Below are 20288 nucleotides of genomic sequence, written 5' to 3'. Positions count from 1 at the left end.
ATCGCTGAGCAGGGGTTTGACCTCGGGAGCTCCCATCAGCTTCTCCAGGAACTTCCCCATGACGTCGTCATTGAGCAGCCGATCGCGGTTTTTGGTGAATGTGGTCGGATGCCAGATCGGATCGTCGGGGCTGAGGCCCACAAACCAGCGGAACAGCAGGTTGTAGTGGAGCTGCTCCAGCAGCAGCCTCTCGGAGCGGATCCCATAGAACGCCTGCAACAGCGAGGCCAGCAGCAGCTGCTCGGGTGGAACCGATGGTCGTCCTTCTGAGGCGTACAGCCTGCAGAAAGTGGGATTGAGCCGATCAAGAGCCTGGTCCGCCAGCTTGCGAATCCGCCTCAGCGGATGGCTGGTCGGGATCCGCTCCTCAATCGAGACGTAGGAGAACAGAGAGCCGCTGCGCTCCTGTTGGCCTCGCATCAACGTCTGTGCAATTGTCCCATTTTCGCAGAGCTGGCTGAGTTTTTCAGCGAACTCTTAAGGAGCGCCATAGGCACATCTCAGGCCTGGTAACGATTTCGGCGGCCCTGAGCAGTCCCCGGCTGGCCAGATTAGTTTTCTGTGTCAGGAACCATCCCCTCCGCCTGCCTTCCGATGCCTCTCAACGAGTACAAGTCGGGGGCCGCCTTCCCCGGTGTGATCGGTCGCACCGCCGACGTGTCGACGCCAGCCTGGCCCGAGCCCAACCGAGCAGCAGAAGGTGCGCCAAATGTGCTGTATCTCGTGCTCGACGATACGGGCTTCGGGCAGCTCGGCTGCTACGGCAGTCCGATTGCCACGCCGAATCTGGATGCCCTGGCGGCCGATGGGCTGCGCTACAGCAACATGCACACCACGGCGCTCTGCTCGCCGTCGCGCTCCTGCATGCTCACAGGGCGCAACCATCATTCCAATGGGCTGGCCTGCATCACTGAAGGGTCGATGGGCTATCCCGGCTCCAACGGATACATCCCCTTCGAGAACGGTTTTCTCTCCGAAATCCTGCTGCAGAAGGGTTACAACACCTACGCAGTCGGCAAATGGCATCTCACTCCCGCCGAAGCCACCTCCGCGGCCGGCCCCTACGACCGCTGGCCCCTGGGCCGAGGCTTCGAGCGCTTCTATGGCTTCCTTGGTGGCGACACGCACCAGTACTACCCGGAACTGGTGCGCGACAACACCCAGGTGGAGCCGCCCGCCACACCTGAAGAGGGATATCACCTCACGCCGGACCTGGTGGAGAAGGCGAAGGCGATGATCGCCGATGCCAAGCAGGTGGCGCCGAACAAGCCCTTCTTCATGTACTTCTGCACCGGCGCCATGCATGCGCCCCACCATGTGCCGAAGGAGTGGGCCGACAAGTACAAGGGTCAATTCGACGACGGCTGGGACGCCTATCGCCAGAAGACGTTCGCCCGCCAGAAGGAGCTGGGCATCATTCCTCCCGATACCACCCTCTCCCGCCACGATCCCGACGTGCAGGATTGGAACACCCTGTCGGCCGATGAGCGCAAGCTCTATGCCCGAATGATGGAGGTGTTTGCCGGCTTCCTGGAGCACACCGACCACTACATTGGCGAGCTGATCGAGTTCCTCAAGGAGCTCGGTGAATACGAGAACACCCTGATCATGGTGATCTCCGACAACGGCGCCAGCTCCGAGGGTGGACCCACCGGATCGGTGAACGAGGGCAAGTTTTTCAACAACGTGCCTGACGATCTTGCGCAGAATCTGGCCGCTATCGACGACATCGGCGGACCGAAGTATTTCAACCATTACCCCTGGGGCTGGACCCACGCCGGCAACACCCCGTTCCGGCGCTGGAAGCGCGAAACCTACCGGGGTGGCACCAGCGATCCCTTCATCCTGAGCTGGCCGAAAGGGATCAGCGCCAAGGGGGAGATCCGCAGCCAGTATGCCCATGCGATCGACATGGTGCCCACCGTGCTCGATGCGCTCGGCATCGAGGCTCCAACCTCGATTCGCGGAGTGACCCAGAGCCCGATCGAGGGCTTCAGCCTGGCCTCCTCGTTCGATGAGGCCACTATCCCGAGCAGGCACATCACCCAGTACTTCGAGATGTTCGGCCATCGCTCGCTGTATCACGATTGCTGGCGGGCCGTATGTCCCTGGCCCGGTACTTCCTTCAGTGAATCAGGCCGCCGCTTCGGCGATCCGATCTCCTACGACCAGCTGGTTCAGCTGGATGCCCACGGCTGGGAGCTCTACAACCTCGACCAGGACTTCGCAGAAACGAACGATCTGGCCGCGACTGAGCGTGATCGCCTGATCGCCATGATCGGCATGTGGTACGTGGAGGCCGGCAAGTACAACGTGCTGCCGATCGACAGCCGAGGCACCCAGCGTTTCGGGGTTGAGCGTCCTCAGATCGCCCCCGATCGCCAGCGCTACATCTATTACCCCGGCACCCAGGTAGTGCCCACCAACGCCGCCCCCCGGGTGATGAATCGCCCCCACTCGATCTCGGTGGAGGCCTTGGTGCCCGAAGGTGGCGCCGATGGGGTGTTGTTCAGCATGGGCGGCAACGACGGTGGTTTCGCGTTCTATGTGCAGAACGGCCTGCTCACCTACGGCTACAACTACGTGGCCGACAGCCACTTCCGCATCACCTCCACGGCGCCGGTCCCCAGCGGCCACCACATCTTCAGCGTGGAGTTCACCCCCACAGGCCCGGCGGACATCGCCAACGGCAAGGGCACACCCGCGGCGATCAAATTGTTCGTGGATGGCCAGCCGGTGGGTGAAGGGCACCTGCCGGTCACGATTCCCCTGAGCCTGGGCCTGGCGGCGGGTGCGGCAGTGGGCGCCGATCCCGGTTCTCCCACCATGCCTGATTACAAGCCGCCCTTTGCGTTCGCCGGCACGGTGAAGCGGGCGATGGTGGATGTGACCGGCACATCGGTGGAATCGCTCGAAGAGAAAATGCGCATGATTCTGGCGCGGCAGTAGCGGCTCTCCGCTCAAGTGTCAACGGCCCGGCTTGTTTGGAGCTGGCACAGTCTTACCCAGATTCACTCTTCTGAACAGATCCTCAACCATGACCCCAGCTGATTCCGTACAACGCCAGATCTTGCCGATCCCGGATCAATCCCACGTGGGGCTGATCACCTACGACGCCAGGGATCCAGATACCACCTATCCCCCGATCCGGGATCTGCGGCCGCCGGCGGGAGCACCCAATGTGCTCGTGATCCTGCTGGATGATGTGGGCTTCGGTGCCTCCAGCGCCTTCGGTGGGCCCTGCCATACGCCGAACATCGAGAAGCTGGCTGCTGGCGGCCTCAAGTACAACCGCTTCCATACCACCGCCCTCTGCTCCCCCACCCGCCAGGCCCTGCTCACCGGCCGCAACCACCATTCAGTGGGCATGGGCGGCATCACTGAGATCGCCACGGCAGCTCCCGGCTACAACTCGATCCTGCCAAATACCTGTGCTCCCCTGGCGCGCACCCTCAAACTCAACGGCTACTCCACGGCTCAATTTGGCAAGTGCCATGAGGTACCCGTCTGGCAGACGAGCCCGATGGGGCCCTTCGATGCCTGGCCCACGGGCGGCGGCGGCTTCGAATACTTCTATGGCTTCATCGGCGGTGAAACCAACCAGTGGTATCCGGCGCTTTATGAAGGCACCACGCCGGTGGAACCCAGAAAGACGCCCGAGCAGGGCTATCACCTCAGCGATGATCTGACCACCAAGGCGATTCAGTGGATCCGCCAGCAGAAGGCGCTGATGGCTGACAAGCCCTTCTTCACCTATTTCGCACCTGGAGCGACCCATGCCCCGCACCATGTGCCGAAGGAATGGGCCGACAAGTACAAGGGCCAGTTCGACCAGGGCTGGGACAAGTTGAGAGAGGAAACCTTCGCCCGTCAGAAGCAGCTGGGGGTGATTCCTGCCGACTGTCAGCTCACCGGGCGCCATGGGGATATTCCCGCCTGGGACACGATCACGGCCGAGATGAAACCGATCCTCGCCCGCCAGATGGAGGTGTATGCGGGCTTCCTGGAGCACACTGATCATCACGTCGGACGGTTGATCGACGCGCTTCAGGACCTCGAAATTCTTGAGGACACGCTGGTCTACGTGATCATCGGCGACAACGGCGCCTCAGCGGAGGGCTCCCTCCAGGGCTGTTTCAACGAAATGGCTCCGCTCACGGGCTTTGCCCACCTCGAAACCGCCGAGTTCCTCAGCGAGCGCCTGGATCAACTGGGCGGGGTACAGGCCTACAACCACTACGCGGTCGGCTGGGCCCACGCCATGGACACGCCCTATCAGTGGACCAAGCAGGTGGCCTCCCACTTCGGCGGCACCCGCAATGGCACCATCGTGCATTGGCCCAAGGGAATCAAGGCCAAGGGCGAGATCCGCAGCCAGTTCCACCATGTGATCGATGTGGCCCCAACGATTCTGGAGGCGGCGGGTCTGCCCCAGCCCACCTTCGTGAACGGTGTGCAGCAGCGTCCGATCGAAGGGGTGAGCATGGCCTATTCCTTCAATGACCCCACGGCGGCCGAACGGCGCCAGACCCAGTACTTCGAGATGGCGGGCAACCGCGGCATCTACCACAAGGGCTGGACGGCGGTGACCAGGCACCGGACCCCCTGGGTGACCGGTCAGGTGCAACTGGCCGCCTTTGACGACGATGTCTGGGAGCTCTATGACACCAGCACCGACTGGACCCAGGCGCATGATCTGGCCAGGGAACATCCCCAGAAGCTCCATGAATTGCAGCGGCTGTGGCTGATCGAAGCCACCCGATACAACGTGTTACCGCTGGATGATCGCTTCGCCGAGCGAGCCAATCCGGAGATCGCCGGGCGGCCGCAGCTGATCAGGGGAACCCGCCAAGTGCTGTTCGGCGGCATGGGGCGGTTGAGCGAAAGCTCGATCGTCAATTTCAAGAACAAGTCGCACGCCATCACAGCCGAGGTGGTGGTTTCGGAAGCGGGGGCCGAGGGCGTGATCATCGCCCAAGGTGGTCTCACCGGTGGCTGGAGCTTATACACGAAAGAGGGCAAGCCAAAGTACTGCTACAACTTCTACGGCGTCAATCGCTATACCGTTGAGGGCACAGCACCAATTCCCCCTGGAATTCACCAGGTGCGCATGGAGTTCGCCTACGACGGCGGTGGCCTGGCCAAGGGCGGCACGGTGACGCTGTATGTGGATGGACAGAAGGCCGGCGAAGGCCGGGTGGAGCAGACCGAACCGATGATCTTCTCCGCCGACGAGACCTGCGACGTGGGTTTCGAGGCCGGTTCACCGGTGACCGACGACTATCCGAGCGTTGGCGGCACGTTCAGCGGCGAGGTGAACTGGGTGGAGATCGACGTGGACAAGGACGCCGAGGATCTCGACCACCTGATCAGCCCGGAGGAGCGGCTGCGGCTGGCCATGGCGCTTCAATAGAACGCATGATCCGGAACCATCCAGCGAAGTCTCTTCGCATCGAACTGCGCTGGCCTGCAGCGCTTGCTGTGATCGTTCTGTGGGTGCTGGAAAAGGGGCTGCCCAACCGATTCAGGCTCCTTTCAACAGGCTTAGATTTCATCATCTTCGGTGTGGCGCTGATTCCGATGCTGACGGTCGGCCTGACTGCCGGGAGCCCCCGCTGGCTGCGCATCGAGCGCTTCACCACTTCGATCTTCGTGCTCGCCGTTGGTGGCATCACGCTCACCACCCTGGTGGTTCTGGTTGAGGAGATGTTGCGTGGCAAGGGAGATTTTAATGCCCTTGAGCTGCTCGCCTCCGGCATCGCGATCTGGGTATCCAACGTGATCATCTTTTCGCTGGCGTTCTGGCACGTGGATCGGGGCGGCCCCGAGGCACGCCTCAACCGTCTGGCCATTCCTGCGGACTGGTTCTTTCCTCAGGAGGGGGTACCCGATGCCGTGCGCCCCAACTGGCTCCCCACCTTCATCGATTACCTGTTCCTGAGCTTCTCCACCGCCACAGCCTTCAGCCCCACCGGCGCCATCCCCCTCAATGCCCGAGCCCAGTTGATGTTGATGCTGCAGAGCACCATCTCCCTGCTCACCATCGCCGTAATCGCGGCCCGAGCCATCAACATCCTCGGCAGCTGAGCGCAAGGCAATGACATCGGCACGGCAGTCGACCACACTGATGGTCTCTCACGAACCCGCGCTTCCGGTGGATACGCGGCATGAATGGAATCAAGTCAATCAAGAAGAAGATCACTCCCGAGGAATATCGCCTGCTGCAGCGACTGCGGCGCAGAAAGCCCTGCCTCAACCCTCCTGCCGATAAACCCACCTGGGGTGAATACCTCGCCGATCGTGTCGCGGCCGTAGTTGGTTCGTGGCGCTTCATTCTCATTCAGAGTGCCATTTTGGTTCTCTGGATCTTTATCAATGCCAGCATCAAGAGTGAACGCTGGGATCCCTATCCATTTATTCTTTTGAATCTGATGCTCTCATTCCAGGCGGCCTACGCAGCGCCGATCATCATGATGAGCCAGAACCGGCAGGCCTCCATTGATCGTGCCGATGCAAAAAAACGATTATGAAGTGAATCAGAAAACTGAACTTGAGCTTGCTCACCTTCAAGATAAAGTTGATATTCTGCGAGGCATCGAGATCGTGGAACTGAAGGTACTGCTCGACGAGCAGCGGCGGCAGTTGCTGCACCTGGGCGAACTGCTGCGGGATTTTCAGGCTTGATTAACCAGCACCCTCGCCGCCCCTGGATCACCGCTGGCCTGATGGCAGCGATGGGGATCGTGAATCTGCTCTCCGCCGTCTCCCCCAGCCTGCCGGCACGGCTGGAGTGGTGGCGTCAACTGGTTCCCTTTGAACTTCGCCACACGGCCCATCTTTTTGCCGCCCTGTGTGGCTTCTTCCTGTTGGTGCTGGCCTCCGCCCTGCTGCGGCGCAAGCGGGTGGCCTGGCTGCTGGCGCTGGCCCTGCTGGGCCTTTCAATCGTGTTCAACATCATCAAGGGATTCGATTACGAAGAAAGCCTGCTGGCCGCGCTGCTGATCGTGCTGCTGATCGCCAGCCGGGGCCTCTACACCGCACGATCCGATCCACCCTCGATCGCCCAGGGGGCCAGGAGTCTTGTGGCCTCCATCCTGTTCACACTCGCCTACGGCACCGCCGGATTCGTGCTGCTGAACGGGGCCTTCAGCAGCAGTTTCAGCCTGCCGGCCGCCGCTGGTCAAACCCTGCGGGTGTTCGTTCTGCAGGACAGCGGCGGAGTCAGGCCGCTGACGCGCTTCGGCGCGTTCTTCACGGATTCGATCCAGCTGATCGGATTCACCACCCTGGTGTATGGGCTGTGGATGCTGCTGCGGCCGATCATCCTGCGCGGTGCACCCGCAACGGCAGCGCAACGTCAGCGCGCCCGCAGCATCGTGGAACGCCATGCCAGATCATCTCTGGCCCCGTTCGCGCTCCTCACGGACAAGGCCTATTGCTTCAGTTCTTCGGGGAACAGCCTGATCGCCTTCGTACCCAAGGGAAGAGGTGCCATTGCGCTGGGAGATCCGATCGGCCCGCCTGAGGACAGGCTCCAGGCCGTTCAGGACTTCCAGCGGATCTGCAGCCTCAATGACTGGATTCCTGGCTTCTATCAGACCGGGCCTGAAGGGCTGGAGCTCTATGAAAGCCTGGGCTTCAGCTCCCTGAAGATCGGCGAGGAAGCCCTGGTGGACCTGAGCACCTTCACGACCAGGGGCAAGGCCGGCTCTGACTTCCGCACGGCCTGCAACAGGCTGAACAAGCTCGGTCACCACTTCGACGTCCTCGCCCCTCCCCATCCGCCCGGCCTGCTCAGGGAGTTGAAGAGCATCAGCGATGAGTGGCTCAGGCTGATGCACGGAGCCGAGAAGCGGTTTTCGGTGGGGTGGTTCGAGGAGGCCTATCTTCAGCGATGCTCGGTGATTGCGGCCAGGGACAGCAGCGGCAGGATCACAGCCTTCGCCACGGTTGTGCCGGATTGTCCTGTGGACGAAATCAGCATCGACCTGATGCGTCATCGCCAGGAGATGGTGCCCGGAACGATGGATGCCCTGTTCGTTTTTCTCTTCCAGCACTTCAAGGATCAGGGGGTTGAGCGCTTCAGCCTCGGGCTCTCGGCTCTCTCGGGGGTTGGCGAGCGATCCAGCTCGCCGCGCATCGAGCGGGCGATCCACTATCTCTCTTCGCACATGGATCAGTTTTATGGCTTTGAGGGTCTACGGGCCTATAAGGCGAAGTTCAAGCCGCGCTGGGAGCCGAGATATCTGGTCTTCGCCGGCTACGCCAACCTGATGGCCACGGTGGTGGCCCTGATTCGAGCTGATTCAGGTGATCGCCTGGTGGACTACTTCAAGCCGGAAATCTGAGCAGATCAGCAGCGGCCCCGTGCAGCGATCCAGCTGCTGATCCTGGCATTCACGATCTCAGGGAATTCGGCCATCATCACGTGCCCCGCTTCGGCGATGTGGACGTGCTGGCCATGCTGAAAGTGCGCCACCAGGTTCTCCCCCATGCGGAAGCTGAAGGCAGGATCGCAGCCGCCGGTGATCACGAGTGTGGGGATCTCGCGCAGCGTGTTGATTCCGGTTTTGGCGAAGAGGTCGTAGGCCCAGAAGATCTTCAGGGCCCGGTAAGGGGCCAGCTCCGTGGGAATCGGATTCTCCTCGAAGTAACGCCGCATGGCCGGGCTCTGCTGGCTGCTGATCAGGGATTGCGCCAGCCGTTGCACGGCAGGGATCGCCATCAACTGCCGACCTCCCCTGGCCATCGCGATCATCAGCGGTTGCTCCCACCAGGGATCGAGATCATGGCTGCCCCCGGCGATCAGGATCAGACCAGCGGTGGGGTTCCGATGCGCCCACTCCAGGCCGATCGGCACGCCATAGCTGTGGCAGCAGAGGATCGGTGCGGCGATCGACAGCTGCTTCAGCAGCCGGGTGAGATCACGGCAGTGCCGGCCAATGGAGTAGTTGCGGTAGCCGCTGGATGTGCCATGGCCGGCGAGGTCGTAGGCGAGGGTTTCCCAGCCCTGCTGGCAGGCGAATTCAAATTGGGAGCGCCAGTTGAGGCGATTCCCCAACCCGCCATGAACGAACACCACGGGAGGAGAACTGCCGCGGTGCAGGTTCACTGTGAGGGTCACTCCCGGCCGGAGCGCAACGGTCTGTCCTGGCTGCATGGGCTCCCGTCCCGTGATCGCTTCCGTGGAAAGCTGACCCTAGAACCGCTGGTTATGCCTGGAGAGCGCAGGAGCAGGGATCCTGGGAAGCAACATGGGTTCGATGGGCGCCAACACGTTCAGGTTTTGAACCTTTCATTAACTCGTGGATCAGTCCGCGCGATTCGCCTGAATTGGGTGCGGCTCAGCTCTTCGTTAAAACGATCCCCTAACCACCTCGGTCAACCTTTCGGTATGGAACAACCTAGACATGGCTGCGGCCCAGCCTTCCAATCGTATCGATCTGAACAAGTGGTTATCGGATCCGCTGAAGATCCCCCTCCGCAGACGCCTCAAAGGGCGGAACCAAGCTGGCGCAACTGTACTCAGCACAGTAGCCAGGCGTGGCAGGGGTGCTTATGCTGACCAAAGGGCACTGGCAGGCGTGGATACCGGACCCGCCGATAAAGCGTTGGATGTACCGGCTCAAGGAGAAGCGGCAGAATTGAGGAATCGATGGCATTCCACATCTGGAAAGCGGATAAAGCACGAAGCTTTCTGATGAGGTCTGGCGAAGAGTTGCTTGGTGTCGCCTTGAAAATACATCTGTTCGTTAATCATCCTTGCATTTTCGATGAGCTTATGTTAAAAGCCCCTTATCATGGTCCGTGTTTTCCTTTCCCATTCCAGCCTCGACAACGCCTCTGCCGGCAGGATCAAGGCCTGGCTGGAGCAGCAGGGTTTCGAGGCGCCGTTTCTTGACTTCGACAAGCATGCCGGTATCCCGCCGGGGGCGGACTGGGAGAGGACCCTCTACCGCGAGATCGAGCAATCGCAGGCGCTGCTGATCCTCCAGAGCGCCAACTGGAGCAACTCCAAGTGGTGCTTCGCCGAGTTCACCCAGGCCCGTGCCCTGGGCAAGCCGATATTCCAGGTAATTGAGGCCACCGATGGGGACCCCGGCCCGACCATCGCTCCGGCACTGCAGGTGCTCGATCTGCGGCGCGAGCGGGAAGCCGGTCTGGAGCAGCTCAAGAAACAGCTTGCAGCGATCGCGCTCACGGCCCAGGGCGGCTTCCCCTGGGATGGCACCCGTCCCCCTTATCCGGGCCTGCTGGTGTTCGAGGAGGAAGATGCTGCCATCTACTTCGGCCGTGTCGAGGAGATCCGCCATCTGATCGAGCGGCTCACGGCACGCCGCACTCTGGGTGGGGCCCGCCTGCTGGTGCTGCTCGGGGCCTCGGGGTCCGGCAAGTCGTCGTTGGTGCGGGCCGGTGTCCTTCCCCGACTACGGCGCTCCGGCCGGGGGTGGTTGGTGGTGCCCCCGTTCCGTCCCCAGAGCCAGCCGTGCCAGGAACTGGCGCGGGCCCTGGCCCTCGCCGCTGGCCGCTCAGTCGACTGGCGCGATCTGCACCGCTCGCTGCAGGAGGGCGCCCGCTTAGGAACGCTGCCGGTGGTGCTGGCGGAGATTGCTGGCGATCTGCACATGGCGGCGGCAGCGAACGAGGCGCAGATCCTGCTTTTGATCGATCAGGGCGAGGAGCTGTTCGGCGGACTGGACCCAGAAGAAGCCTGCCGCTTCTTCCGCATTCTCACCGCGGCCATGGGCGGCGATCTGCCGTTCCTGGCGGTGATGACCCTGCGCTCGGAATTCCTCGGCCGGCTGCAGGCGGCCGAGAAAGACGGCCTCACCGCCCGCTTCGAGGAGGTGTCGCTGGCGCCCCTGGCGATGGCGCAGATCCCGACGATCATCAAGGGCCCAGCCAAGGTGGCGGGCCTGGATGTGGAGGAAGCCTTCGTGCAGCAGGCCGCAGCCGATGCCGAAACTGAGGATGCCCTGCCGCTGCTGGCCTTTGCGCTGCGGGAGATCTATGAGCGTTACAGGGTTGATCGCCATCTCAGCTTGGCGGACTACCAGACCCTGGGTGATGCCAAGGCCGGTCTCTCACCGTTGGAGAACGCCGTACGCCGCCGCGCCGACGAGGTGCTCGCCGCGATGAAACCCAGCGAGAAGCAGAAGAGGGCCCTGCGTGATGCCTTCGTGCCGGCGATGGTGCGCTTCGAGCAGGGCAACTACGTGCGCCGCCCGGCCCGATGGGACGCGCTGCCGCTCGAGGCACAGCCGCTGCTGGAGCAATTCGTGAACGCCCGCCTGCTGATCAGCCGCCAGGAGGAGATGGGCAACCGTCTATTGGAGGTGGCCCACGAGGCGCTGCTGCGCAAGTGGCCGCTGTTGCGGGGCTGGCTGGATGAGGATCGGGAGTTCCTGATCGGCAGTCAGCAACTGGAGCAGGACCACCAGGACTGGAAGATGGCCAGCGAGCAGGAGCGGCCGACAGCCCTGCTCAGCGGGCTCAAGCTCCAACGTGCCAAGGCATGGCTCAGCGAGCGGCCGCAGCAGCTCAGCGACGAGTTGAGCAGCTTCGTGCAGGCCAGCAGCGATCAGGCCGAGGCGCAGGAACGTAAGGCGCGCCGGAATCGCCGCCGGGTGATGGGCGGGCTGAGCGGGCTCACCGTCCTGGCCGTGGCCGGCGGCAGCATTGCCTGGTGGCGGGAGGGGGAAGCTCGAGCCGCTGAATACGCCACCAGAGCTGAGGTGCTGCTGAATACCGACCCACTCGGCAGCATGGTGAATGCCCTTGCCGCCCTGGGAAAACAGACCCAGGAAGAAGCTTTCACCACCAGTCAAACTCTGGCTGTTGCCACGGGACGCAACAACCAGATCGGCTCAATCCCCACCGGACAGGGCCAGGTGTTGAGCCTGATCGATTTGAAGAACGGCGAGCTGATCAGCGGCGGGGATGATGGTAGTCTGAGGCGCTGGCGTAATGGTAAAGCGCTCGGCGCAGCGATCCCCACCGGACAGGGCAAGGTTAGGAGCCTGATCGAGCTGCAGATCGGCGAACTGATCAGCGGCGGGGATGATGGCAGTCTGAGGCGCTGGCGTAATGGTAAATCGCTCGGCGCAGCGATCCCCACCGGACAGGGCAAGGTTAGGAGCCTGATCGAGCTGCAGATCGGCGAACTGATCAGCGGCGGGGATGATGGCAGTCTGAGGCGCTGGCGCGATGGCAAGCCGCTCGGCGCAGCGATCCCCACCGGGCAGGGCCAGGTGTGGAGCCTGATCGAGCTGCAGAACGGCGAGCTGATCAGCGGCGGGCGTGACGGCAGTCTGAGGCGCTGGCGCGATGGCAAGCCGCTCGGCGCAGCGATCCCCACCGGGCAGGGCCAGGTGTGGAGCCTGATCGAGCTGCAAAACGGCGAGCTGATCAGCGGCGGGCGTGACGGCAGCCTGCGGCGTTGGCGCGATGGCAAGCCGCTCGGCGCAGCGATCCCCACCGGGCAGGGCCAGGTGTTGATTCTGATCGAGCTGCAGAACGGCGAGCTGATCAGCGGCGGGCGTGACGGCAGTCTGCGGCGCTGGCGCGATGGCAAGCCGCTCGGCGTAGCGATCCCCACCGGGCAGGGCGAGGTGTGGAGCCTGATCGAGCTGCAGAACGGCGAGCTGATCAGCGGCGGTACCGATGGGAGCCTGCGGCGCTGGCGGGGGGATGGCCAGGCTGTGGGCGCCGCCATCCCCACCGGGCAGGTCCAGGTGTTGAAGCTGATCGAGCTGAAGAACGGCGAGCTGATCAGCGCCGGGCATGAAGGCAGTCTGAGGCGCTGGCGCGATGGCAAGCCGCTCGGCGACGCGATCCCGACTGGGCAGGGACAGGTGTGGAGCCTGATCGAGCTGAAGAACGGCGAGCTGATCAGCGGCGGGACCGATGGAAGCCTGAGGCGCTGGCGCGATGGCAAGCCGCTCGGCGCAGCGATCCCCACCGGACAGGGCAAGGTGTGGAGCCTGATCGAGCTGCAGAACGGCGAGCTGATCAGTGGCGGGGATGATGGCAGTCTGCGGCGCTGGCGCGATGGCAAGCCGCTCGGCGCAGCGATCCCGACTGGGCAGGGCCAAGTGTGGAGCCTGATCGAGCTGCAGAACGGCGAGCTGATCAGCGGCGGATTTGATGGCAGTCTGCGGCGCTGGCGCGATGGCAAGCCGCTCGGCGCAGCGATCCCGACTGGGCAGGGCGAGGTGTGGAGCCTGATCGAGCTGCAAAACGGCGAGCTGATCAGCGGCGGGCATGACGGCAGTCTGCGGCGCTGGCGCGATGGCAAGCCGCTCGGCGCTCCGATCCCCACTGGACAGGGCGCGCTCTGGAGCCTGATCGAGCTGAAGAACGGCGAGCTGATCAGCGGCGGATTTGACGGCAGCCTGCGGCGTTGGCGCGACGGCAAGCCGCTCGGCGCAGCAATCCTCACTGGGCAGGGCCCGGTGTGGAGCCTGATCGAGTTAAAGAACGGCGAGCTGTTCAGTGGCGGGGGTAATGGCAGTCTGCGCAGTTACCTGATACCCGAGGCTGCCATTGGTGAGGCCTGCAAGGAGCTTCACGAGCATCCCGTGCTGCTCTCACCCAAAACCCCTCCCGAACAGGCCGCCAGACAAACGTGCTTCAACTATAGGTTCCTGAAGGGATAGTTGAGGGTGAGCCTCAACGCCAAGAGCAAATGGCAATTCTTGAAGTCACCTGTGTACAACTCTTACGGCATCAATCCATGGGAACCTGCAGCGAGCAACCATGCGGCTGGGCCATGATCCAGGAAACCACTCGATGCCTTGAAGGCCAAATATGCTGGTGTCACGGTCAATGACATCCAACGAACAAGGATAGATCGTGCGCAGCCACGATCTTATCCGGTGGTTGGACTAGCCCTTTTCGCTATTGACCAGTGGCTTACGGTAGATACGTCGGCCCGAATCTCAGCTTTCCTTCTGAATTCCGGCTGGTTGAATCGTGCCGCCTGGGTTGCTTACCGTCGCCTCTGTTGAGGAACGTCCAATTTATCGCAGGGCAATGTCAGGGCCAATCCTGCTGCTGCCAAAGCAGCGCTCTTGTGCCCGGCTGAGGATGGCTTATCGCTATGGATCTATCCGTATGATTGACACAACAGAGCGGTTCAGCACAGTCTGTGATGGCTGGGCTCTATCATTCGGGCCAGGATTGTCATCACCTGGCCGCAGCGATCACAGAGAACAGGAGGGAGTGGTGGCGGAGGCTCAGGGCGCGGCACCCGCATGTGCAGGGTCAGCTGCAGCAGCTGGATCAGGCGTTTGGCATTCGCATGGAGGAGGCCAAAGTCCCTCACCCGCCGGAAGCGGCGGGGCAGCACGTGCTTGAGCAGCAGCCAGAGAAACTCTCCGCCCGGCAGGGTGGGGACCTGGCGTTTTCCCTTGTTGTCCTGATAGCAGAAGCTGACCTTGCCATCACGGTCGGCGATGATGTTCTTCTCCGGCAACACGCCGCGATAGAGGTAGCGGCCCAGATAGACCAGCGCCTGCTCGCCCCGCCCCACCTTCTTGCAGTGCACCACCCATGCATCGGGCAAGCTCTCCTCGCAGCGCAGACCTGCCAAGCGCATGGCCTCAAACCACTTGGCCCTGAACACACGCGAGAGATTGGCCGCCCAGAAGAGGCTTTTCTCCTGCTTCTTTCTGTGTTGCCATTGCCTGCTGCGCATGTTGATGGCACCGGCGGGCACAATCAGATGCACATGGGGATGGTAATCGAGATTCCGTTCATGGGTGTGGAGCACAGCATGGGCACCGCTGCGGCCCCTCAGCTGAGGATCGCGGCGGGCAAAGCTGTCGATCGTCAGCCAGGCGGTTTTAAGCAGCAGATCATAGGCTATCCGTTGGTTGGCCCAGAACAATCCCCTCAGTTGCGCCGGCACCGTGAAGGTGACCATGAAATAGTCAACCGCCAGCAGTTTGGCCTTCTGCCGCTCCAGCCATTGCTGGCTTTCGTGGTGCTGGCAGTGGGGGCAGCTGCGGTGGCCGCAGGAATGGGGGAGAATGGCCTGATGGTGGCAGCCGTTGCATTCCAGCACCATGACGCGGCTATGTTGATTGCGGCAGCGGCGCATGGCCTGCAGAGCTCGATAATGGCCAGGAAGCAGATGATGGCCGTGGCGTTGTTCCAGATCGCTGCCATAGCGATCGATCAGATCAGCAAGGAGGATCATCAGATCTCCTCCCAGCGCAGGGCAAAGCCGGCCACCAGATCCTCGATGCGATCCCTGGCCTGTTGCCGGTTCACCTCGGTGAGATGGGCATAGCGGGCCGTGGTTTCTGGCTTCTGGTGGCCCAGCACCACCTGGATCGAGCGCAGGTCCACGCCCAGCTCCAGCAGATGGGTGGCGTAGGCATGGCGCAGGCTGTGCACCGTCAGGTGCTTGTGGATGCCGCAGCTGATCCGTGCCGCCTTGATCGCTGCCTGCACCCCGCCGCGATCCATGGGACTGGTGGCGGTGCGAACTGAGGCCTCATTGCCGTTGCCATTGGGGAAGAGCAGCCGCGGATGCCGGTGGCTGCTCCAGAAACGGCGGAGGTGCTGCAGGGTGGCATCCGGAAGGGGCACGTAGCGATCTTTCCCTCCTTTGCCCTGGCGCACATGCACACGCTGATGGGCCGCATCAATGTCGCCGATCTCCAGGCCCAGACCTTCCCCCAGCCGCAGGCCCATGCTGTACAGGGCAAAGAAATACACGCGGTAGCGCAGCCGATAGACACTGTTGATCAAACGCTGTACTTCCTCCCGTGTGGGAATATCAGGCAACGATCTGGAGTTGGGTGGCTTGATGATCTCCACCCACTCCATCGGTTGGCCAAGGACTTGTCGAAAGAAGAACGACAACCCCCAGAGATCCACCTTGACGCTGCTCCAGGAGTAGTTCTCCACCATCCAGGCGAAGTAGGTTTTCAGATCAGCGGCTGTGAGGTTGTCAGGGCAGCGGTTGAAGAAGCCTGCGATGCGGCGTACAGCCCTGGCATAGCCGTCGATCGTCTTGCCCCGTTTGCCCTGCAGCGTGAGGGCCTGCAGGTGCTGGGCATAGAGCTGGTCGAATCGCTCCTGTTCGTGTTGTTCCATGGTGAGGTTCCTCCCCAAGGGGATGGAAGAAATGACACACACTTGAGGGTGTGCATCCTTCACTGTGGAACTGAGCAATCGACTGGCGATCGAGTCTGCTGCTACAGCCCAGGCTGCCCGCCAATCAGCTCATCAGTTTCTGGCCGTCTTGCATGACTCTGGCTATGCTGGCTTTGAATCTGCCGCGCAGCGGCTTAGTCCAACATGCCATTGCAGCCGCAGGCGCGTGCTTGCTATAAACGAACATCACGGGAAGGGAACTGTCGCGGTGCAGGTTCACCGTGAGGGTCACCCCCGGCCGGAACGCAAAGGTCTGTCCCGGCTGCATGATGTCGTCCCCAGCCATCGCTTCCATGTTCGGTCTTGGCGTTCGCCTGCTACAGGACAAGCAGGCAAAGCGGATGGGGAGATCGCCACGGAAGCTGGCCGGATCACCCGAAAGAGACTTAGCCGGTAGGGTGAACTAAGTCAGTTCTAAGAATGGGCTTCTTCCGGGGAAAGCCGAGATCACGGCTGATCTCAAGGCTGATTTCAGCGCCGACATCGAGGCGATGTTCGGTTGATGGAGCCTTCGGCTCCGCTCCTGCTCGACACCCATTTGCTCCTTTGGTGGGCTGTTGAACCCGAACGGCTCCTAGGCCCACTCAGGCAGGAACTCAGCGACAGGCGGCAACCGCTCCTGTTCAGTGTGGCGAGCCTGTGGGAAGTGGCGATTAAAGCCTCCCTTGATCGTCCCGGCTTTCAGGTGGATGCCCAGGCGTTGCGGCAAGGCTTGCTGCGGGAGGGCTCACCCTGCTCAGCGCCGATCGCACCCTGCTGGCCTACGGGCCTGAGGTGAGGCTGGCTGCCCTTTGAGAGCATGGGCTGATCTTCCATCGCCCAACGTGACCGAGGCCTCCCTGCCCAAGACCTACGACCCGGCCGGCACGGAAGCCCGCTGGCAGGCCGCCTGGGAGGCCGCCGGCGCTTTCCACCCCGACCCCAACGCCCCCGGCGAGCCGTTCAGCGTGGTGATCCCGCCGCCGAACGTGACCGGCAGCCTGCACATGGGCCACGGCTTCGAGACGGCCCTGATCGACACGATCGTGCGCTTCCAGCGCCTCCAGGGCAAGAACGTGCTCTGCCTGCCTGGCACCGACCACGCCTCGATCGCGGTGCAGTCGATCCTGGAGAAACAGATCAAGGCCGAGGGCGGCAGCAAGGACGACCTGGGCCGCGACGCCTTCCTGGAGCGCGCCTGGGCCTGGAAGGCAGGCAGCGGCGGCACGATCGTGGGCCAGCTGCGGCGGCTGGGCTACTCGGTGGATTGGCGGCGTGAGCGCTTCACGCTCGATCCCGGCCTCAACAAAGCTGTGGTGGAGGCCTTCGTGCGCCTGCACGAGCAGGGGCTGATCTACCGGGGCGAATACCTGGTGAACTGGTGTCCGGCTTCGGGATCGGCGGTGAGCGATCTGGAAGTGGAGATGAAGGAGCTCGACGGGCACCTCTGGCACTTCCGATACCCCTTGAGTGATGGTGCGGCCTCCGATGGCACTGCCTCCGCTGGAATTGACCATCTGGTGGTGGCCACCACCCGTCCCGAGACCCTTCTGGGCGACACCGGCGTGGCCGTGCACCCGGGTGACGCCCGCTATGCGGCCCTGATTGGCCAGACAATCACCCTGCCCCTGGTGGGTCGCCAGATCCCGATCGTGGCCGATGAGCACGTGGATCCGGTCTTCGGCACCGGCTGCGTCAAGGTCACCCCCGCCCACGACCCCAACGACTTCGCGATCGGTGCCCGCCACGGTCTGCCGCTGATCACGGTGATGGCCAAGGACGGCACGATGAATGCGGCGGCCGGACGTTTTGCCGGGCTGGATCGCTTCGAGGCACGGGCGGCGGTGGTGGCGGCGATGGAGGCGGAGGGCTATCTGGTGAAGGTGGAGCCCCACCGCCACAGCGTGCCGTTCTCGGACCGCGGCAAGGTGCCGGTGGAGCCGCTGCTCTCCACCCAGTGGTTTGTGCAGGCCGAGCCGCTGGCAGCCCGCTGCCGTGAAGCGCTAGATCAGGGCGAGCCCCGCTTCGTGCCGCAGCGCTGGGAGAAGGTCTACCGCGACTGGCTCACGGGCATCCGCGACTGGTGCATCAGCCGCCAGCTCTGGTGGGGCCACCGCATCCCCGCCTGGTTCGTGGTGAGTGAAACGGGTGGCGTGATCAGCGAGGCCACCCCCTATGTGGTGGCGCGCGATGCCGAGGAGGCCCGCGCCAAGGCGGAGGCCCAGTTCGGTGACGCCAGCCGGGCGGTGGGCCGCCAGCTGCAGCTGGAGCAGGACCCCGACGTGCTCGACACCTGGTTCTCCAGCGGCCTCTGGCCCTTCTCCACCCTGGGCTGGCCCGATGAGAACGCCGCCGATCTGGCCACCTGGTATCCCACCAGCGTGCTGGTGACCGGCTTCGACATCATCTTCTTCTGGGTGGCGCGGATGACGATGCTCGCCGGCGCCTTTCTGCAGGAGGACGGCGTGCCGGTGGGCGGCCGCGACACCTGGATCCCCTTCCGCGACGTAATGATCCACGGCCTGGTGCGCGATGAGAACAACCGCAAGATGAGCAAGAGCGCCGGCAATGGCATCGATCCGTTGCCGCTGATCGAGCGCTACGGCGCCGATGCCCTGCGCTTCGCCCTGGTGCGGGAAGTGGCCGGCGCCGGCCAGGACATCCGCCTTGACTACGACCGCGCCAGCGGTAGCTCGGCCACGGTGGAGGGTGCGCGCAACTTCGCCAACAAGCTCTGGAACGCCACGCGGTTCGCGCTGATGAACCTGGGTGGTGAAACGCCAGCCAGCCTGGGGGAACCCGATCCGGCGGCCCTCACCCTGGCCGACCGCTGGATCCTCTCGCGGCTGGCACGGGTGAACCAGGAAACGGCCCAGCGCTACGGCAGCTATGCCCTGGGTGAGGCGGCCAAGGGGCTTTACGAGTTCGCCTGGAACGAGGTCTGCGACTGGACGATCGAGCTGCTGAAACGGCGGCTCAATCCCCGCCCTTCCTCAGACGGCGAGGCGCTCAGCCCTGAAGCCCTGGCCGACCAGCGGGTCGCTCGGCAGGTGCTGGCCAAGGTGCTCAATGAGCTGCTGGTGCTGCTGCATCCGCTGATGCCCCACCTGAGCGAGGAGCTCTGGCACGGCCTCACCGGCGCGCCCGAAGCCACCTTCCTGGCCCTGCAGCCCTGGCCAGTGGTTGATGAGCCCGCCCTCAACGCCCCCCTGGAAGCCCAGTTCGCTGAGCTGATCGAGGCGATCCGGGTGGTGCGCAACCTGCGGGCCGTGGCAGGCCTCAAGCCGTCACAGGCAGCGCCGGTGGTGTTCGTCACCGGCCGGCCGGAGCTAGCGGCGGTGCTGCGGGAGGCCACCGGAGACATCACCGCTCTCACCCGCGCCGCCTCGGTGGAGGTGCGCGAGACCAACGCCAGCGCCGCCGTCGATGCGGCCGGAAGCACGCCGGTGAACGCCCGCTGCCTGGCGGCGGTGAGCGGCGAACTGCAGGTGCTGCTGCCGATCGAGGGACTTGTCGACCTCGACGCCCTGCGCGGCCGCCTGGAGAAGGACATCGCCAAGGCCGAGAAGGAGATCAAGGAACTGAGCGGCCGCCTGGCCAATCCCAACTTCGCGGGCAAGGCCCCACCGGAGGTGGTGGCCGAATGCCAGGCCAACCTGGCGGAAGCCGAAGCCCAGGCGGCGCTGGCGCGAGGACGGCTGGAGGGGCTGGGCTGAGCGGTCGCCGCCGATCAGCTCCGCGCTGCCCCTACAGCCCCTTGCGGTCCAGAGCATCCGCCAGGTGGGTCACCGCCGAGGCCAGCTGGGCCTGCACGTCGGGGGCTGCCACCGCCTCTTCCTTACGCTTGCTGGCCTCGATTGCCCGCACGATCAGGTACACCACGAAGGCAATCACCACGAAATTGATCAGCGCCACGATCACGGCACCGGCCGGCCAGGCATTGATCGAATCGACGTTGGCCGCCTTGAGCGCGGGGGTGAGCAGACTGCCCATCACCAGGCTCACCACCGCGTCGACCACCTTGCCGAAGGCGCCGCCGATCACCACCGCCACGGCGAGGTCGACCACATTGCCCTTGTTGATGAACGCCTGGAAATCGGCGAGGAAACTGGATCGGCGGGCCATGGCCAGATGAACAATTA

The 20288-nt window shown here is 63.4% G+C and carries 14 protein-coding genes; 8 read left to right on the top strand and 6 right to left on the bottom strand.

The window, feature by feature from the left end:
• Window positions 1-420, bottom strand: a 420-nt coding sequence (locus CJZ82_RS12870) for a transposase (RefSeq protein WP_143593667.1), incomplete at its 3' end; no start/stop codon positions are given.
• 174 nt (window positions 421-594) lie between these two features.
• On the opposite strand from CJZ82_RS12870, the gene CJZ82_RS12865 reads away from it, so the two are divergent.
• From CJZ82_RS12865 to CJZ82_RS12845, 6 genes are all read left to right on the top strand, one after another.
• On the top strand, window positions 595-2949 hold the full coding sequence (locus CJZ82_RS12865) for an arylsulfatase (protein ID WP_094556172.1): 2355 nt from the start codon (window positions 595-597) through the stop codon (window positions 2947-2949).
• Between the two features lie 88 nt (window positions 2950-3037).
• Window positions 3038-5413 carry an arylsulfatase gene (locus CJZ82_RS12860; protein WP_094556171.1) on the top strand — a complete coding sequence of 792 codons (2376 nt, stop codon included), beginning with the start codon at window positions 3038-3040 and terminating at the stop codon, window positions 5411-5413.
• 167 nt (window positions 5414-5580) lie between these two features.
• Window positions 5581-6087 carry a hypothetical protein gene (locus CJZ82_RS12855; RefSeq protein ID WP_233130237.1) on the top strand — a complete coding sequence of 169 codons (507 nt, stop codon included), beginning with the start codon at window positions 5581-5583 and terminating at the stop codon, window positions 6085-6087.
• An 80-nt stretch (window positions 6088-6167) separates the two neighbouring features.
• Window positions 6168-6530, top strand: coding sequence for a DUF1003 domain-containing protein (locus tag CJZ82_RS12850; RefSeq protein ID WP_233130236.1), 363 nt, complete (start codon window positions 6168-6170; stop codon window positions 6528-6530).
• On the top strand, window positions 6511-6684 hold the full coding sequence (locus CJZ82_RS19050; protein WP_233130235.1) for a hypothetical protein: 174 nt from the start codon (window positions 6511-6513) through the stop codon (window positions 6682-6684). Before CJZ82_RS12850 ends, CJZ82_RS19050 begins: the two co-directional genes overlap by 20 nt.
• The gene (locus CJZ82_RS12845) at window positions 6681-8348 is read left to right on the top strand and encodes a phosphatidylglycerol lysyltransferase domain-containing protein (RefSeq protein WP_198949768.1); all 1668 of its coding nucleotides are present in this window, start codon (window positions 6681-6683) and stop codon (window positions 8346-8348) included. Before CJZ82_RS19050 ends, CJZ82_RS12845 begins: the two co-directional genes overlap by 4 nt.
• Window positions 8349-8353: 5 nt before the next feature.
• Here the strand turns inward: CJZ82_RS12845 and CJZ82_RS12840 are convergent, their stop codons facing one another.
• Complete coding sequence (locus CJZ82_RS12840; protein WP_094556169.1) at window positions 8354-9160, bottom strand: alpha/beta fold hydrolase; 807 nt, start codon at window positions 9158-9160, stop codon at window positions 8354-8356.
• A 640-nt stretch (window positions 9161-9800) separates the two neighbouring features.
• Between CJZ82_RS12840 and CJZ82_RS12835 the strand changes: the two genes are divergently transcribed.
• A complete protein-coding gene (locus CJZ82_RS12835; RefSeq protein ID WP_094556168.1) occupies window positions 9801-13658 on the top strand; it encodes a TIR domain-containing protein in 3858 nt (1285 codons plus the stop codon).
• A gap of 479 nt (window positions 13659-14137) precedes the next feature.
• On the opposite strand, the gene CJZ82_RS12830 is transcribed toward CJZ82_RS12835, so the two are convergent.
• The 3 genes from CJZ82_RS12830 to CJZ82_RS12820 all read right to left on the bottom strand — a co-directional run bounded on the left by CJZ82_RS12830 (window position 14138) and on the right by CJZ82_RS12820 (window position 16453).
• A complete protein-coding gene (locus tag CJZ82_RS12830; protein WP_094556167.1) occupies window positions 14138-15202 on the bottom strand; it encodes a transposase in 1065 nt (354 codons plus the stop codon).
• A complete protein-coding gene (locus tag CJZ82_RS12825) occupies window positions 15202-16107 on the bottom strand; it encodes a site-specific integrase (RefSeq protein ID WP_094556166.1) in 906 nt (301 codons plus the stop codon). The genes CJZ82_RS12830 and CJZ82_RS12825 overlap by 1 nt, the downstream gene beginning before the upstream one ends.
• A gap of 124 nt (window positions 16108-16231) precedes the next feature.
• Window positions 16232-16453 (bottom strand): hypothetical protein, encoded by a 222-nt coding sequence (locus tag CJZ82_RS12820; protein ID WP_143593666.1) that lies wholly within the window; start codon window positions 16451-16453, stop codon window positions 16232-16234.
• 538 nt (window positions 16454-16991) lie between these two features.
• On the opposite strand from CJZ82_RS12820, the gene CJZ82_RS12810 reads away from it, so the two are divergent.
• Window positions 16992-19862, top strand: coding sequence for a valine--tRNA ligase (locus CJZ82_RS12810; protein WP_198949767.1), 2871 nt, complete (start codon window positions 16992-16994; stop codon window positions 19860-19862).
• Window positions 19863-19893: 31 nt separating this feature from the next.
• Here the strand turns inward: CJZ82_RS12810 and mscL are convergent, their stop codons facing one another.
• A complete protein-coding gene (gene mscL / locus CJZ82_RS12805) occupies window positions 19894-20271 on the bottom strand; it encodes a large conductance mechanosensitive channel protein MscL (protein ID WP_094556163.1) in 378 nt (125 codons plus the stop codon).
• Window positions 20272-20288: the final 17 nt, after the last annotated feature.

Origin of the sequence: Synechococcus sp. 1G10 (assembly GCF_002252625.1) — a bacterium.
Taxonomy (GTDB): Bacteria; Cyanobacteriota; Cyanobacteriia; order PCC-6307; family Cyanobiaceae; genus Regnicoccus_A.
The sequence above is the reverse complement of the archived record's forward strand: the minus strand, read 5'-3'. Positions and strand labels throughout refer to the sequence as shown.